This window comes from Terribacillus saccharophilus (genome assembly GCF_046592895.1).
GTDB classification, from domain to species: domain Bacteria; phylum Bacillota; class Bacilli; order Bacillales; family Amphibacillaceae; genus Terribacillus; species Terribacillus saccharophilus_D.
In genome coordinates this window covers 183,258-196,971 of the sequence record NZ_JAWVPU010000005.1, presented here as the reverse complement: position 1 = coordinate 196,971, position 13,714 = coordinate 183,258, and the positions used below count along the sequence as shown (strand labels likewise).

The following is a 13,714-nucleotide window of genomic DNA, read 5'->3' as shown; positions in this document are numbered from 1 at the left end:
CCTCTTTTGCTTTTATTGTGCCAGTTGCGGGACGTGCAGTCCCAAATGCATTCGGTCAACCAGCCGATTCAAGTGTTTCCGATACAGGAACATGACGAGCATGTGGATTGGTGCTTGCGTATATTTATAGACGATCCATGGCAAGGCAGGCAAATATTCATGGATGGCTACGATCATTTCCTGTTTGCCGGGTATTTGCCGGAATTCGATTCGTCCATTCTGTGCTTCTTTTACATTCGCGAACAAGCCGCCGGTGATGTAATAAAGGGCACGGTGCTCGGTGCTTCTTTCCTTGGCGTAGGACAGAATCAGCAGCGGCTTTTGCATGAACCTCAGATAGATTTTGCAGTTAAGATTCTCATCGACTTCAGTTCGCACAGCAGGACGCAGTGATTCGGCTACCCAGGTCATATAATGTTTGGCTGCCCAATCCGCGTCTTTCCCAGCAGGAAGCTGCATCCGCTGTACAGAGCGGACATCTTGGCGCGTAGGGAGTGAAGGAAGCTTCGACTTTTTGCTTTGGCTGCCGGAGGCTTTGTTTTTTTCTTCTTCCTCCAGTGCTGATCTGGCGGCTTCGTCAAAAGTGATTTTGCCATTGCTGATACCTTCGACGTAATGGGATTTTTGTGCAACCATCGGATGCGACAAGCTCTCGATCAACGGATAAACTGTCGCTTTTGGCATGCCGCTTATGAGTTTCACCCACAGACGGGAAAGTTTCACAGTCGGGAATGGGACATTGAAGCTGCGGAGTTTCCTGCCCATGACACCGGCGAGATGTTCGAGCATTTCCTTATACGTCATGACCTCAGGACCTCCGACATCGATTGCTTTATCGGTAACGTCTTTGTTGCCGACGCTTTTTTGCAGAGCAGTCAGTACATCCGCAAGTGCAATCGGATGTGTCTTTGTTTTTGTCCAGCTTGGTAAGACCATGACAGGCAGCCGTTTGACCAGCTTTTCGGCTATCGGGAAAGATGAACCTTTGGGGCCGACGATCAGTCCGGCTCTTACTGTCGTGACAGGCACGCCGTATGAACCAAGGATCTTTTCCACTTCCAACCGGCTGCGAAGGTGGCGGGATAGTTTTTGTTCAGGCGGTATGATGCCGCTCAGGTAGACGATCTGTTTCACCCCGTTTTTCTTGGCGGCCTGGGCGAAGTTATCGGCTAAAATGACATCCATATCCTCGAATCGTGCTTGTGTGAGTTTGGCTGAAGGGCTCATGGAATGAACAAGGTAGACGGCGATATCCGCTCCTTGTAATCCTTTCTCCGTATCGATTTGTGAAAACAAATCACATGACCGCCACGTCACTTGTTCGGTGTTTTCGCGCTTATCACCGCTCCTTGATAGCGCAATGATGTCGAAGCGCTGTTTCAACTTATCCAAAAGGTGGCTGCCTATGTAGCCGCTGGCGCCTGTCAGGGCGACGACCGGTCTTTTTTTCTGTTCTGTTTGCATCGTTATAACGCTCCTGTCTGCTTCGGTTCTTGTATCTAATCGTACCCTTCTTTAAGGGGGCTGTAACACAAAAAACCTTCTCTGGAGAGAGAAGGTCAATTTGGTGCGGGTTTGGCAATATTTTGTGTTGAATGAAGCTGTGCCAAAGCCGCTTGCAGCTGGTTGAGCTCTTGCTGCACATCAAGCTCGTCGTATCTTTCAATTGGAATAGGCTGTTGGCTATTGAGACTCGTCATGACACCGCCCAGCTGATTTTGAATTGCATCATATTGCCCTTCTGTCAGCTTATCTTTTTGTTTGCGCAAGCTCATGAGCAGGTAGCCTGCATGCTGGGCGTGCATGATGGCAGGCCATAGAATCTCTGCACGCTGCTGGGAAGCTGAAAAATCACCAAGACTTCTTTCATATGCTGCACGCAATTCGAGCAGACTGTTCAGCAGTTTCTTGGTTTGTTTCTTTTCGTGTTCCCCGGCTTGGATGGCGCGGAGCAGCTGCTGCATGCGCAGGATCGTTTCCTTCAGAATAACTGGAAGAAAGCGAGTATGGATGCCTCGCCATAATAGCAGCACAGCTATGATAGCAATCAAGCTGCCGACAATGGTATCCACGACTCTTGCTGTTACAAAGTAACTAACAGTATTGCCGGGATTCATTGTTTCTACTAAAACGAGAACAAGAGGTGCGATGAACATATTGGCAAATACATAGTTGCGGACAATCACCAGTTCCACACTTAGCTGCAGCAAACCGACGATAAGGATCAGATAAATGCCGGATGGCTCCAGTGACAATATCAGCCCGCCGATCAAGGTACCGACGATGGTGCCCAGGGACCGCTGAATCGCACGGTGGATGGTCAGGGTAGTGTTGGCGCCGATCAGTACAGCGGCACAAGCGACCGGTACCCAGTAAGGCCTATTAAAGCCTAGCCAATGAGCCAGCAGCGAAGCAATCATAATGAAGAGCCCATAGAACAAAGCATGCCGCACAGTGATATTCGTACGGGAAATGCCGTTAAGCAGCACATTCCATGAAGATTCCGTATCGACTTGGATGCGACTTTCTGCTTTTGGCTGCGAGGCTAGCTGATACGCTTCTTCCAATTCGGTCTGCAGCATTTTTATTACTGGCTGTTCGGATGCTGAATGTGCCGGCCAATTGCCTTTTGCATCCTCAAGCGCCTCGATAACGGCATTGAGCTGATCTTCAAGAGGTTTTCTTATGTCTGCGGAAATAGTACTGTTTTTAAGCTGGGTAAGCGTTTGGAATATATCTGCTGCCAGTTCGTGCAGACGAAATGCTGACGGCTGCCTTTTGGATGCGTAGATGATCTTGTCGGCTTGCTTTAGTGTCAGCACAGTGAGATGCTGCATCTGGTAAAACGATGGGGTGCCGATGGACTGCAGCATCGCCATGAGCTGACGGTATGATTTGATAAGGATTTGCTTATCGGTGCTTTTTTTCGCCCAAAGCCAGCTTGACATGGCAAGCAGCCAAGACAATGCTCCGCCCAGCAACACATATAATCCTCTCTCCCAAGCACTATGCGGGTCTGTTGGCAGTCCTGTAGCCATGCAGAAAATCAAGACAAAGAACATTGGACCCGGAATGAGAAGCTGTAATGTGTTCAAGACATAAAAAGCGATGACGCCGATGATGCCTGCAACGATGGAGAGTAATATCATATAAGGTGCAAGCAGGCTTCCGAGCACCATCGCAGCTGCAAGGCACAGTGCAACCGCGGCAAGTTTCTTTGCCCGCTGCTTATATGTTTCTGCTCCAATATAAATGAATGTGAAAGCCCCAAGCGCAGCTGAAAATCCGTGGATGATGTCACCCAGGAGAAATCCGATCAATATCGGCAAACAGGTTGCCAGACCTGATCCGATCGCTCGGTTCCAAGGGTAAGCTGCGGATCTGACACGCAATGCATCCCGTAAACTGAGCCGGGATGGCGCCTGTGGCAAATGATATTCTTTCAAGTGTAATCCCTTCTTTTCTTTCCGTGATACCCATAAAAAAAGGCCATAATCAGAACTATTATATTGTAATCCAATTCACAAACTAATTCAAACGCATGAAGTAAATAGGAAGGAACTTGCTCATGGAATACCTGTAATCAATTGTGTTGCAAGGCATCCATTTTTACATTTTAATGTTATGATGATATGTGAAACATATAATCTATTATTTCTGAAATAAAGGAGAGATAGTGAGATGGCAAAGAAAAAATCCGCAGGCAATACATCACAGGCTGCTTCCAAAGCATCCAAGGTCATTGTTTGGGTAGTCCTGGCGATTGTCCTTTTGGTTGTAGCGTTGGTCTTGATTAATTCTTATTCAGGAAGCAAAGATGCACAGGATATCAGCTACAGCGATCAGCCATTCCTCGGTGATGAAAATGCCCCGGTTAAAATAATCGAATTCGGTGATTACAAATGCATCCACTGCCAGGAGTTCGAGCATAATAACTTCCCGGTGATCGACCAGGAACTGATTGAGACTGGTAAAGCTAGCTTCTACTTCATGAACATGCCGATCATCAATGACGATTCAAAGAAGGCTGCCCGCTTCAGTGAGGCTGTTTATCAAGTACTTGGCGATGACGGTTTCTGGAAGTTCCATGAAGTGCTCTTTGCAGAAGATTTGAATACTAGCTTCACGGATGACTTCTTGATGGACAAGCTGCGCTCTGTTGTCAGCGCTGAAGAGGCAGAAGAAGTGCTGCAAGTGTATCAGGATAATGGCACCGACAAAGCTGTTTCCACAGACACAAAACTTGCAGATGATCTTGGTGTCAAAGGTACGCCTACCATCTTCGTCAATGGTAAATTGTTTGAAGGTCAGGATATGAATGACTTGATCGAGATGGTGGATGAGGAAACGCAGGAGGCAAACTGATGAATAAGAGTTTGTTCTTAGGCTGGGTTACAGCAGTCATCGCGATGCTTGGGAGTCTTTATTTCAGTGAAATCATGAAGTTCGTCCCTTGTACGATGTGCTGGTATCAGAGAATCCTGATGTATCCGCTGGCTATCATTCTCGGAATAGCATTCTATAAGAATGATGTGCGCATTTATAAATATGTGCTGCCGCTCAGTATCCTGGGAGTATTGATCTCTGGATATCATTATTTGCATCAGAAAGTGCCAGCATTGAAGGGTGCAAGTCTTTGCTCCGGGGGCGTGCCGTGTTCTGGACATTATATTAACTGGCTTGGATTCATAACAATTCCGTTGCTGGCATTCACTGCTTTCGTGATCATTACAGTCTGCATGTTCGTTTTGCGGAAAAAACAAGCATAAAAAAAGCATCTGCCGTTCATGGCAGATGCTTTTATTCATAAAATGGTGATTTGCAAGAGGGAGGGAATGAGCAAACCGGCCCAGACCAGTGTCATGGCAGCAGCCATGATCATACCGATTGTCGAGAAGGTACCTTCTTGCTCGCCATATTCCATTGCTTTGTTCGTTCCGACACCATGAGCACCCATACCAAGTGCCAAGCCTCGGGCAACAGGGGATTTCAGCGCCATCAGCCGGATGACGTAAGGACCGATGATGCCGCCTGTGACACCTGTGACGATGACAAAGACAGTTGTCAATGTCGGCAAGCCGCCGATCGTTTTGGATACTTCGATTGCGATGGGAGTTGTGATGGATCTTGGCAGGATACTGATCAGTAAATCACCGTTGAAACGCATCACAAGACTTAACAGCAGCGAAGAACCGATGGCAACAAGCGTACCAGCTGCAATGCTCGCCAAAATGATCATGATGTTTTTTCGCAGCAAGGGAGCGTGTTTATAAATGGGAATTGCAAAAGCGACAGTTGCTGGTCCGAGCATATGTGTCCATACGCTGGAAGATAAAGCATAATCGCTCGGATCCAAATGGGATGATTGAATGATGCCGATCAAGATAAGGGGACACAGCAGCAATGGGTGAAAGAAAGGCAGCGGCCATTTTTTATACACGACTTTTGAAAAGCGGTATATGACATACGTTACGATGGTGCCTATCAATATGGTAAGTGCAGTCGTCATGAAGTGTGTCCTCCTTTCCTTTTTCGTTTGTAAAGCTTCTCAGCAGTGAACCCGGTAGCGGCCATCACGATGAATGTACTGATCAGGATCAGTAGAACGGTCTCAAGTCCTTGCCAGTTCAATATCTCTTTGTAATTCAATATGCCGACAGCAGAAGGGACAAAGAAAAGCAGAAGTTCAGCCAAAAGCCAGCCTCCTGCTTTTTCGATCCACTCCAGTTTGATGATGCCTGCAAACAAGCTTAGTAATAACAAGACCAGACCTACAATTGAGCCTGGTACTGGAAGAGATAATATATGTGCTAAGCCGACACCGGCAAAATAAAATACGTGAATGATCGCTAGCTGAGAAAGCATGGTAATCGTTTTGCGTACCATATTTCTTCCTCCTAGATTAAATTATCGGTAACTTTATTTGATAATTTAATCATACTGCGGTCTCGCGTATTCGTAAAATACATATATTTTATATTGTGTATAACTTTTAGTTATATCAACTTAAAGGAAAAATTCGATGAACCTTCTTCCAGCATAGGAGATATATCTGTCTTTCTTTGTTATGATTGCTAAATTCCATGGGATGGAAGGTGTTAAATCGATGATACGAATGTCGGCATTGTAAGTGCGGTTGCAAATCGACTCTGGAAGCAGGCTGACGCCGAGGTTTGCTGCCACCATTTCACTGATGAAATCCCATTGTGCACTCTTGAACAGGATATGAGGCTCAAAGCCTTCTTCGATGCAGCGTTTCCGCATGATATCGTGCAAAGCAAATTCCTCATTATAAAAGATGAAATCCTCATTTTTCAATTCTTTGAGCTCAACCAGCTCCCGATCGGCCAGCGGATGTTCGCGGTGGACCATCAGCTTCATATCTTCTTCTACGATTGGATAATAATTGAACTCTGCTTCATCAAGCGGAAGAACGGCTACTCCAAGTTCGAATTCCCCTTCATCCACTGCTTTCACAACGCGGGCAGCCCCGTATTCGGTAATATTGATCGTAACATTCGGATAGGTCTGGTGAAAGCGAGCCATCACTTTAGGGAAGAACAGGCTGCCGATGATCGGCGGAATACCAATGGTGACAGCGCCTTGCTTCAAATCGGTAAGATCCTGCAGCGTTGTCTGCATTTCATCCAATTGGGAAAGCACCTGCTGAGCATACGTATGTACAATCTTTCCGGCATCAGTCAATGTAGTGGCTTTGTTTGTACGATTAAACAATGTGATGCCCAATTCCTCTTCCAAGCTCTTGATAGTCTTGCTGAGAGCCGGTTGGGAGACATGCAAGCTTTCGGCTGCTTTTGTGAGCCTTTTTTGTTTGACGATTTCCACCAAATAGCGCAGCTGTCGTAGTTCCATAAACATACCGTCCTTTCTTATCTATCAGTATACCCATTTCACGGGGAATGAGAAATGCTATAATACAAGCATTAACAAGTAGAAGGAGTCCTTTTGATGGGATATGAAATAAAATCATTAACTGCTGATGAGGCGTATGCGGTCCTGCATTGGCAGTATGAACCTCCTTATGATCTGTATAACCTTACCTACACAGAGGGTGCCGTCATGATGCTCATGGTAGGTGACTATTATGGCGTATACGAAAATGGGCATTTACTTGGGTATTTTTGTGTTGGGGAAGATGCACAGGTGCCGGGCGGGGATTATAGTGACACATCGTTTGTGGATATTGGTATTGGTATGGCGCCCGGGAAGACAGGACAAGGAAGAGGATTGCCGTTTTTTGATGAAATTCAAAAGTGGATCAAGAAGAATGTCGCAAGAAATCACTTCCGCCTTACTGTGGCGGCATTCAACGAACGTGCTGTCCGTTTGTATGAAAAGTCAGGGTTCCGGCAAATCGATCGTTTTGAACGGGAATCGGACGGTTTATTGTTTTTGATCATGGTAAAGAGCCCATGCTGAGCATGGGCTCCTATTATATTAACGCACCTTCTGGATCATAAGCTGATATATCGATATCAGTTTCTTGACCTGCTATCAGCTTGGTGAGCTGGGAGGCTACAAACGGGCCCATCGTAAGACCTGATGCACCGAGTCCATTCATTACAAACAGATTTTGATGGTTTGGCATGCGGCCGAACACCGGCAGGAAACCAGGTGTAAAGGGACGGAAGCCTACTCTTGTCTCCGTCAATCCTGCCTCGGTCAGTCCTGGGGCAATTCCTATTGCTTTTGACAATACTTCATGCACGCCTCCGGCTGTGATGTTTGTATCCATATCAGTATCATTTTCATGCGTGGCACCAGCTACAACTCGACCGTCAGGGAAAGTGAGCAGATACTGGTCATTTGGGGGCATGACCACAGGCCAATTTTCTGTTTTGGTATCCTGCAGCTGTAAATGGCAGATTTGTGCTTTTTGGAAGCTGACTTGCAGGGAATAACCTAATGGCTCCAACAGCGACTTTGCCCAAGCGCCAGCTGTGACGACGACTTGATCGGGATGGAATTCCTCCTTACCGGCTGTGACGGCAATTTGGCCTGTCTTCATGGAAAGGCGAGCTTCGGCTGTTATGAAGCGGGCATTGTATTTCTTAGCGGCCCGGTGCAAGCTGTTGCGCAATGCCCGGCCGTCGACACGAGCAGCTCCGCTTACATGTACCGCACCGTACCCCGGTGCAAGCAAAGGGAAAAGCTGGCGCGCCTTGTGTTCATCCAGCAAGGTGATTTCACCGATTTCCGGTGCATCTGCTTTTCGTTTTTCTGCTCGCTTTTGCATAGCATCTAGCTTCTTTGCATCTTGATGCAAACTTAAGGCGCCTACCCGGGCATATCCTGTTTCTTCTTCGCCATCGAGACGCAGCTCTTCGATTATTTCTGGATAATAACGGGCACCGCCTTTGGCAAGCTGATACCAATCTTTATTCCGCCGTTGTGACAGCCACGGACATACAATCCCGGCTGCTGCATCTGTTGCTTGCCCCGTGTCGAAGCGATCGATCACGGTTACCTGCATGCCTGCTTTGGCCAGTTTATAAGCAGTGACCGATCCCGCTATTCCTGCTCCTATGATTGCAATATGCATGTTGAACATCCTTTTCTTCATTTAGCTACAATATACCATAGCATATTCACACTTTTTTCAGTATTATATTCGAATGATATATCGTAGTGAGATGGCAATTGAACAAAAATGGCACTGAGGAATATGTGCGTTGTACCAAACATAGCATTTCTTATTTTATAAACAACTACATATTAGTGGCTGATATGACAATGGTGTATCCGTTTACGGTTTCTCAATTCTTTGTTTTCAGATAAAATGGAATCACATCATTAAATTACTGGAGGAGTGACAGAATTGGATAAGAAAGAGATAGAAATATTAGAGCTATTAGAAAAAAACGGCAGGATGGATGTACATACGATAGCGCGTATGGTGGAGCTTTCCGCGGAAGAAGTGGAAACAGCCATCACTAAATTCGAGGAAATGCAAATTGTCCATGGTTATTCCACATTGATAGATTGGGCTGAGGTACGCGGTCATGAGGGTGTGACTGCCATGATCGATGTCAAAGTGACACCGATACGCGGTAAAGGATTCGATGATGTGGCCGAGCGGATTTACCGATTTCCGGAAGTAAAAGCTGTCTATCTGATGTCTGGTGCTTATGATCTGTCCGTTTCGGTGGAAGGAAAAACGATGTCCCAAGTGGCGCGGTTTGTCTCCGAGAAGCTGTCCACTTTGGATACTGTCATTTCGACGACAACACACTTCATCCTGAAAAAATATAAACATGATGGCATCATCTTCGGTGAGGATGACGAAAATGATCGCAGAATGCCGGTGACTCCATGAGTTCCGATACAAGCCGTTTTATTGCGGAACATGTTGATGCATTGAAGCCATCAGGAATCCGCCGCTTTTTCGATTTGGCATCGACAATGGAAAATGTCATTTCTCTTGGTGTCGGTGAACCGGATTTCGTAACACCATGGAATGTCATTGAAGCAAGCTATCACTCGCTCGAGCAGGGGTATACTGCGTACACGGCCAATGCAGGTCTGTTGGAGCTGCGTGAATTGATAGCTGAATATCTTAAAACAACTTATTCCGTATCTTATCGCCCAGCGGACGAGGTGATTGTGACGGTCGGGGCCAGCCAAGCCATCGACATTGCACTTCGGGCTATCTTGAATCCAGGGGATGAAGTCATCATCGTCGAGCCATGTTTCGTGGCCTATGCCTCCGCGGTGAGCCTGGCAGGCGGTATACCGGTATCAGTCGGGACAAAATCGAAAAACGGTTTCAAGCTGCAGCCAGAAGAACTGGAGAGTGCCCTTACGTCAAAAACGAAGGCCATCATCTTGTGCAATCCGAATAACCCGACAGGAACCATGCTGAATCGGGAGGAGCTGCTGCCGATTGCGGAGCTTGTGGAAGCACATGACTTGGTCGTCCTTTCTGATGAGATTTATGCTGAGCTAAGTTATGATGCTGATTATGTCAGTTTCGCAAGCTTGCCGAATATGCAGGAACGTACCGTCCTTATATCCGGATTTTCGAAATCGTTTGCGATGACAGGCTGGAGGCTCGGTTATGCTGCAGGTCCTGCCGAACTGATCCAAGCGATGACCAAGATCCATCAGTATACAATCATGTGTGCGCCGACGATGGCACAATATGGTGCTGTCGAAGCGCTGCGCAGCGGAGCTGCAAGTGTGGAGCATATGAGGAAGAGCTATCGTCAGCGTCGGAATTTCGTTACAACAGCTTTCGAGGAAATGGGCTTGATGACGAACAGACCAGGCGGAGCTTTTTATATTTTCCCATCCATCAAAGAAACCGGGATGACTTCCGAAGCTTTTGCCGAAGCATTGTTGATGGAAGAAAAGGTTGCCGTCGTACCTGGAAGTGTGTTCGGGGAGAGTGGAGAAGGTTATATCCGCTGTTCGTATGCAACTTCGATGAAACAGCTGACAGAAGCGATGAAGAGAATAAAGCGGTTTGTTGAAAAACAGCTTGCATAAGAAAAACCCTCTCAAATGATGAGAGGGTTTTCGCTTATTCATTCAATAGTAGTCTATCCCGACCGAATTGGAACCAGTCTTTAACAGCTTGTTTCTGATCCTTGTCAAGACTAGTCAATCCTTTTTCTGATTCTGCTGCGAATACAGCATCACCATATAGTTTGCCAAGTTCATGAACATGGTCATTATGACGCTGGAAAATGGTGAAGTTCAATGGGTCGTTTTCGGTAGCATTTTCATTGCTGACGACAACGATTCCCTCAACCAATCTTGTCATGATCGGTGAGCCGCCGACGAATTTTTGGATGCCTTGCGGGTCTGATGGGACGGACTTTGCAGCAAAGTCTCTTTCTGGTTTCAATACTAGTGCTGATATTTTTGCCATGAGGGCTCTCTCCTTCGAATGCTTTTATTCCATTAAAGCATAATAGGATGCGCTTCGCTATTACTCTGCTTTTGTCGGAACCCAGCCTTTTGTTTGCAAAACAATATTCCAAAGCGTATCTGTAAGACCATGATGATCTGCGCGGGCAGGATCGATCAAGCTGATGATTTCATCTTCGCGTCCTTCTTTCAGCTTCGTTGCGAATTCAGGATCGATCAGCATTTCACGTCCCAGAGCAATCAGTGGTACACCAGTTGCTTTTGCTGCAGCTACATCGTCAGCAGTATATAAGGATCCAACACCGATCAATGGAATCCGTCCATTGATCCGCTCTTGGATCAAGTCGATGCGTTTCGCATTCGTATCAGCACCGCGGCGGGCAGTGGAATGGAAGTCCATCAACGATACATGCAGATAATCCAACGGTTTTTCTACAAGGGCATCAATTAGCTCGAATGTTTCTTTCATCGTCAAACCAGGCGTTTCCGGTTCTTCAGGAGAGAAGCGGTAACCGACGATGAAGTCTTTGGATCCGTGCTTTTCTACCGTTTCGTTTACTTTATCGATGATAGCCAATGGGAAACGCAAGCGCTCGCCCCACTCATCATCACGACGATTGGAGAACGGAGAGAAGAACTGCTGAATGATATAGCCGTTTGCGCCATGGATTTCGACACCGTCAAAACCAGCTTCGATTGCACGGCGAGTCGCTTCACCGAAATCTTCGACGATTTGCTGTACTTCTGCAGTTTCCAATGCACGTGGTGTAGCAGCGCCTTCTTTCTCGACAGCGCTTGGAGCAACGATATCCCCATTAGGGACTAGATCAGCAACGGCTTCCCGTCCGCCGTGATGCAGCTGGATGATTGCTTTTGCTCCTTCAGCTTTGATCACGTCCACCTGTTTTTTCAGTCCAGGAATATCTGTATCATGAGCGATGGAAGGCTGACCTGGGAAAGCTTTTCCGCTATCGGATACGTTGGACGCAGCCGTGATCACCAAGCCGATATCCTTGGAACGCTGTGCGATATATGGAAGTTCCTGATCTGAAATCGTACCATCAGGATTGGAAGAGTAATGTGTCATCGGAGCGAGTACGAAGCGGTTTTTCAACGTAACGCCATTTGGTAAAGTCAAACTCTCGAAAAGAGAAGCGTATTTTTCATTCATGGGAAATATTCCTCCTTTATATGGACTTTATTCTAGTGCCTTGTGAAAAAGGTAGCAAACAAAATGCTCATTCGTAAGTGAGTTATTTTTTGTAACAGGTCTGTCTGCAAATATGACGGGTAACATGCTATACTGTTGGAACAACACAGACAGGAGCAACGATAGTATGCTGAACAAATACGATTATTATTATGGTGCCTTTCTCTCCAAGCTCGTATCCATGCAGATAGTGCCGGCGCTGATCGAGGAAAGCAAGGAGAGGCGGGTATATCAGCTGGAGACAAATTCGAACCGGGTGAAAGTGTATTCCAAATATGCGACAAGTGCGACCAGTACATGGAATTTCCGCTTTTCAGAAGAAGAAAGAACACGGCTGCTGCAATGGTCGGATGAAGAACGGAAGCAGCTCTTTGTATTGATTTGCAGTAAAAAAGACTTGCTGGGCGGCGAGATTGCCATTTTGACATTCGACCAGCTGCTGGCTTGTATGGATGTCCGGGAAAAATACAAGGAAGCAAGCTTGAGGGTGGCCATAAAGAAAAGGAAGCACAGTCCTTTCCTTTATGCATATGGCACTTCCCGAAGCTTGGACGACGCCTTGCCGGTCACGCGTAATTTTGCGGATTTATTATTGCATACATCGATACCTGAGCCAGTATAAAGAAATGTATAGCAAAAAATAGCTATACATTTTTTCTATATAGGAAAGAAAGCGGATTCAAAAAGTTACACAAAGGACTAAATATCTATTACAATATCGATATGCATAATAAAAGGAGATAGCTTATGGGGAAATCCTTTTCTGTCCAAAAGGTACTGAATAATAATGTACTCATTGCTGAAAATGAAGCTGCGAAAGAAGTTGTGCTGATCGGTAAAGGAGTTGGTTTCGGAAAAAAAGAAGGCAGCAGACTGGAAGAAGGCGCATTTGAGAAGCTGTTTGTCCTGCAAGATGAAAAGGAACAAACTAGCTACAAACAAATGCTGGATCATATCGATGAAGAGCTTGTAGCAGTGATGAATGATGTGATTCATTTAATAGCGGAACGGATGGAGCATCCGCTGAATGAGCATATTCACGTTGGTTTGACAGATCATTTGGCTTTTGCGATGAAAAGGCTCGATCAAGGCTTGGACATCAAGAACCCATTCGCTGTCGAAACGAAATTCATCTATCCAAAGGAATATACTGTGGCAAGTGAGGCAGTTTCCGTATTGAACGAACGTCTCGGAATCGAGCTTCCGGAGGGGGAAGTCGGTTTCATAGCCTTGCATATTCACAGTGCCTGTATCAATCAGCCGGTTGGGGAGTTGAGTCAGTATACAAGGCTCATCGCGCAGATGTTCCAGGTTATCGAAAAAAGTCTTGCCATTACAGTCGATCGGGAAAGCATCAATTATATCAGGCTTGTCCGTCATTTCCGTTTTGCAATCGATCGGATAAAGCGGGGTGAGGAAGTCCGTGAGCCGGATAAGATCACGACTCTCTTGAAAAATGAGTATCCGCTGTGCTATAATACTGCATGGAAGCTAGTCAAAATATTACAGCAAACGTTAAAACGTCCAGTGCAAGAAGCGGAGACGGTCTATCTCACTTTGCATCTGTACCGTTTAACCAATAAATTATAATGTGCATTGCATTTATACGTG

At 46.2% G+C, this 13,714-nt stretch carries 15 protein-coding genes; 7 read left to right on the top strand and 8 right to left on the bottom strand.

The features are described 5' to 3' along the window. Positions 1-12 precede the first annotated feature (12 nt). Positions 13-1,464, bottom strand: coding sequence for an NAD(P)H-binding protein (locus SFC66_RS15560; protein ID WP_411219645.1), 1,452 nt, complete (start codon positions 1,462-1,464; stop codon positions 13-15). 95 nt (positions 1,465-1,559) lie between these two features. Continuing rightward, entirely contained in the window at positions 1,560-3,446 is a 1,887-nt protein-coding gene (locus tag SFC66_RS15555) for an FUSC family protein (RefSeq protein WP_411219644.1), read from the bottom strand. Between the two features lie 235 nt (positions 3,447-3,681). Between SFC66_RS15555 and SFC66_RS15550 the strand changes: the two genes are divergently transcribed. Further along, positions 3,682-4,365 carry a DsbA family protein gene (locus tag SFC66_RS15550; protein WP_411219643.1) on the top strand — a complete coding sequence of 228 codons (684 nt, stop codon included), beginning with the start codon at positions 3,682-3,684 and terminating at the stop codon, positions 4,363-4,365. Continuing rightward, on the top strand, positions 4,365-4,769 hold the full coding sequence (locus SFC66_RS15545) for a disulfide oxidoreductase (RefSeq protein ID WP_411219642.1): 405 nt from the start codon (positions 4,365-4,367) through the stop codon (positions 4,767-4,769). The genes SFC66_RS15550 and SFC66_RS15545 overlap by 1 nt, the downstream gene beginning before the upstream one ends. A 35-nt stretch (positions 4,770-4,804) precedes the next feature. On the opposite strand, the gene SFC66_RS15540 is transcribed toward SFC66_RS15545, so the two are convergent. The 3 genes from SFC66_RS15540 to SFC66_RS15530 form a co-directional block, all read right to left on the bottom strand. Continuing rightward, positions 4,805-5,509, bottom strand: coding sequence for an LrgB family protein (locus SFC66_RS15540; protein WP_411219641.1), 705 nt, complete (start codon positions 5,507-5,509; stop codon positions 4,805-4,807). Beyond that, on the bottom strand, positions 5,506-5,886 hold the full coding sequence (locus SFC66_RS15535) for a CidA/LrgA family protein (protein ID WP_411219640.1): 381 nt from the start codon (positions 5,884-5,886) through the stop codon (positions 5,506-5,508). The genes SFC66_RS15540 and SFC66_RS15535 overlap by 4 nt, the downstream gene beginning before the upstream one ends. A 120-nt stretch (positions 5,887-6,006) precedes the next feature. Then, entirely contained in the window at positions 6,007-6,873 is an 867-nt protein-coding gene (locus tag SFC66_RS15530; RefSeq protein ID WP_411219639.1) for a LysR family transcriptional regulator, read from the bottom strand. A gap of 96 nt (positions 6,874-6,969) precedes the next feature. Here SFC66_RS15530 and SFC66_RS15525 point away from each other — a divergent pair, with 96 nt between their 5' ends. Beyond that, on the top strand, positions 6,970-7,440 hold the full coding sequence (locus tag SFC66_RS15525) for a GNAT family N-acetyltransferase (protein WP_411219638.1): 471 nt from the start codon (positions 6,970-6,972) through the stop codon (positions 7,438-7,440). A 13-nt stretch (positions 7,441-7,453) separates the two neighbouring features. Here the strand turns inward: SFC66_RS15525 and SFC66_RS15520 are convergent, their stop codons facing one another. After that, positions 7,454-8,563 (bottom strand): NAD(P)/FAD-dependent oxidoreductase, encoded by a 1,110-nt coding sequence (locus tag SFC66_RS15520; protein ID WP_411219637.1) that lies wholly within the window; start codon positions 8,561-8,563, stop codon positions 7,454-7,456. A 276-nt stretch (positions 8,564-8,839) separates the two neighbouring features. Here SFC66_RS15520 and SFC66_RS15515 point away from each other — a divergent pair, with 276 nt between their 5' ends. Together SFC66_RS15515 and SFC66_RS15510 are read left to right on the top strand one after the other, a co-directional pair. Beyond that, on the top strand, positions 8,840-9,337 hold the full coding sequence (locus tag SFC66_RS15515; RefSeq protein ID WP_411219636.1) for an Lrp/AsnC family transcriptional regulator: 498 nt from the start codon (positions 8,840-8,842) through the stop codon (positions 9,335-9,337). Continuing rightward, a complete protein-coding gene (locus tag SFC66_RS15510; protein ID WP_411219635.1) occupies positions 9,334-10,509 on the top strand; it encodes an aminotransferase in 1,176 nt (391 codons plus the stop codon). The genes SFC66_RS15515 and SFC66_RS15510 overlap by 4 nt, the downstream gene beginning before the upstream one ends. 34 nt (positions 10,510-10,543) lie before the next feature. Here SFC66_RS15510 and SFC66_RS15505 read toward each other — a convergent pair whose 3' ends face one another. Together SFC66_RS15505 and SFC66_RS15500 are read right to left on the bottom strand one after the other, a co-directional pair. Next, complete coding sequence (locus tag SFC66_RS15505) at positions 10,544-10,894, bottom strand: DUF3846 domain-containing protein (RefSeq protein WP_411219634.1); 351 nt, start codon at positions 10,892-10,894, stop codon at positions 10,544-10,546. A gap of 60 nt (positions 10,895-10,954) precedes the next feature. Continuing rightward, positions 10,955-12,064, bottom strand: a complete 1,110-nt coding sequence (locus SFC66_RS15500) for an NADH-dependent flavin oxidoreductase (RefSeq protein ID WP_411219633.1) — start codon at positions 12,062-12,064, stop codon at positions 10,955-10,957. A 166-nt stretch (positions 12,065-12,230) separates the two neighbouring features. Between SFC66_RS15500 and SFC66_RS15495 the strand changes: the two genes are divergently transcribed. Together SFC66_RS15495 and glcT are read left to right on the top strand one after the other, a co-directional pair. Beyond that, positions 12,231-12,725 (top strand): hypothetical protein, encoded by a 495-nt coding sequence (locus SFC66_RS15495; protein ID WP_411219632.1) that lies wholly within the window; start codon positions 12,231-12,233, stop codon positions 12,723-12,725. Positions 12,726-12,850: 125 nt separating this feature from the next. Continuing rightward, complete coding sequence (gene glcT / locus SFC66_RS15490) at positions 12,851-13,693, top strand: glucose PTS transporter transcription antiterminator GlcT (protein WP_411219631.1); 843 nt, start codon at positions 12,851-12,853, stop codon at positions 13,691-13,693. Positions 13,694-13,714: the final 21 nt, after the last annotated feature.

What these genes read in the sequence shown, in the direction of transcription:
- SFC66_RS15495 (WP_411219632.1), top strand. Translation starts at nt 12,231, where the DNA reads ATGCTGAACAAATACGATTATTATTATGGTGCCTTTCTCTCCAAGCTC.
- SFC66_RS15520 (WP_411219637.1), bottom strand. Translation starts at nt 8,563, where the DNA reads ATGCATATTGCAATCATAGGAGCAGGAATAGCGGGATCGGTCACTGCT.
- SFC66_RS15510 (WP_411219635.1), top strand. Translation starts at nt 9,334, where the DNA reads ATGAGTTCCGATACAAGCCGTTTTATTGCGGAACATGTTGATGCATTG.
- SFC66_RS15505 (WP_411219634.1), bottom strand. Translation starts at nt 10,894, where the DNA reads ATGGCAAAAATATCAGCACTAGTATTGAAACCAGAAAGAGACTTTGCT.
- SFC66_RS15560 (WP_411219645.1), bottom strand. Translation starts at nt 1,464, where the DNA reads ATGCAAACAGAACAGAAAAAAAGACCGGTCGTCGCCCTGACAGGCGCC.
- SFC66_RS15535 (WP_411219640.1), bottom strand. Translation starts at nt 5,886, where the DNA reads ATGGTACGCAAAACGATTACCATGCTTTCTCAGCTAGCGATCATTCAC.
- glcT (WP_411219631.1), top strand. Translation starts at nt 12,851, where the DNA reads ATGGGGAAATCCTTTTCTGTCCAAAAGGTACTGAATAATAATGTACTC.
- SFC66_RS15540 (WP_411219641.1), bottom strand. Translation starts at nt 5,509, where the DNA reads ATGACGACTGCACTTACCATATTGATAGGCACCATCGTAACGTATGTC.
- SFC66_RS15550 (WP_411219643.1), top strand. Translation starts at nt 3,682, where the DNA reads ATGGCAAAGAAAAAATCCGCAGGCAATACATCACAGGCTGCTTCCAAA.
- SFC66_RS15530 (WP_411219639.1), bottom strand. Translation starts at nt 6,873, where the DNA reads ATGGAACTACGACAGCTGCGCTATTTGGTGGAAATCGTCAAACAAAAA.
- SFC66_RS15500 (WP_411219633.1), bottom strand. Translation starts at nt 12,064, where the DNA reads ATGAATGAAAAATACGCTTCTCTTTTCGAGAGTTTGACTTTACCAAAT.
- SFC66_RS15545 (WP_411219642.1), top strand. Translation starts at nt 4,365, where the DNA reads ATGAATAAGAGTTTGTTCTTAGGCTGGGTTACAGCAGTCATCGCGATG.
- SFC66_RS15525 (WP_411219638.1), top strand. Translation starts at nt 6,970, where the DNA reads ATGGGATATGAAATAAAATCATTAACTGCTGATGAGGCGTATGCGGTC.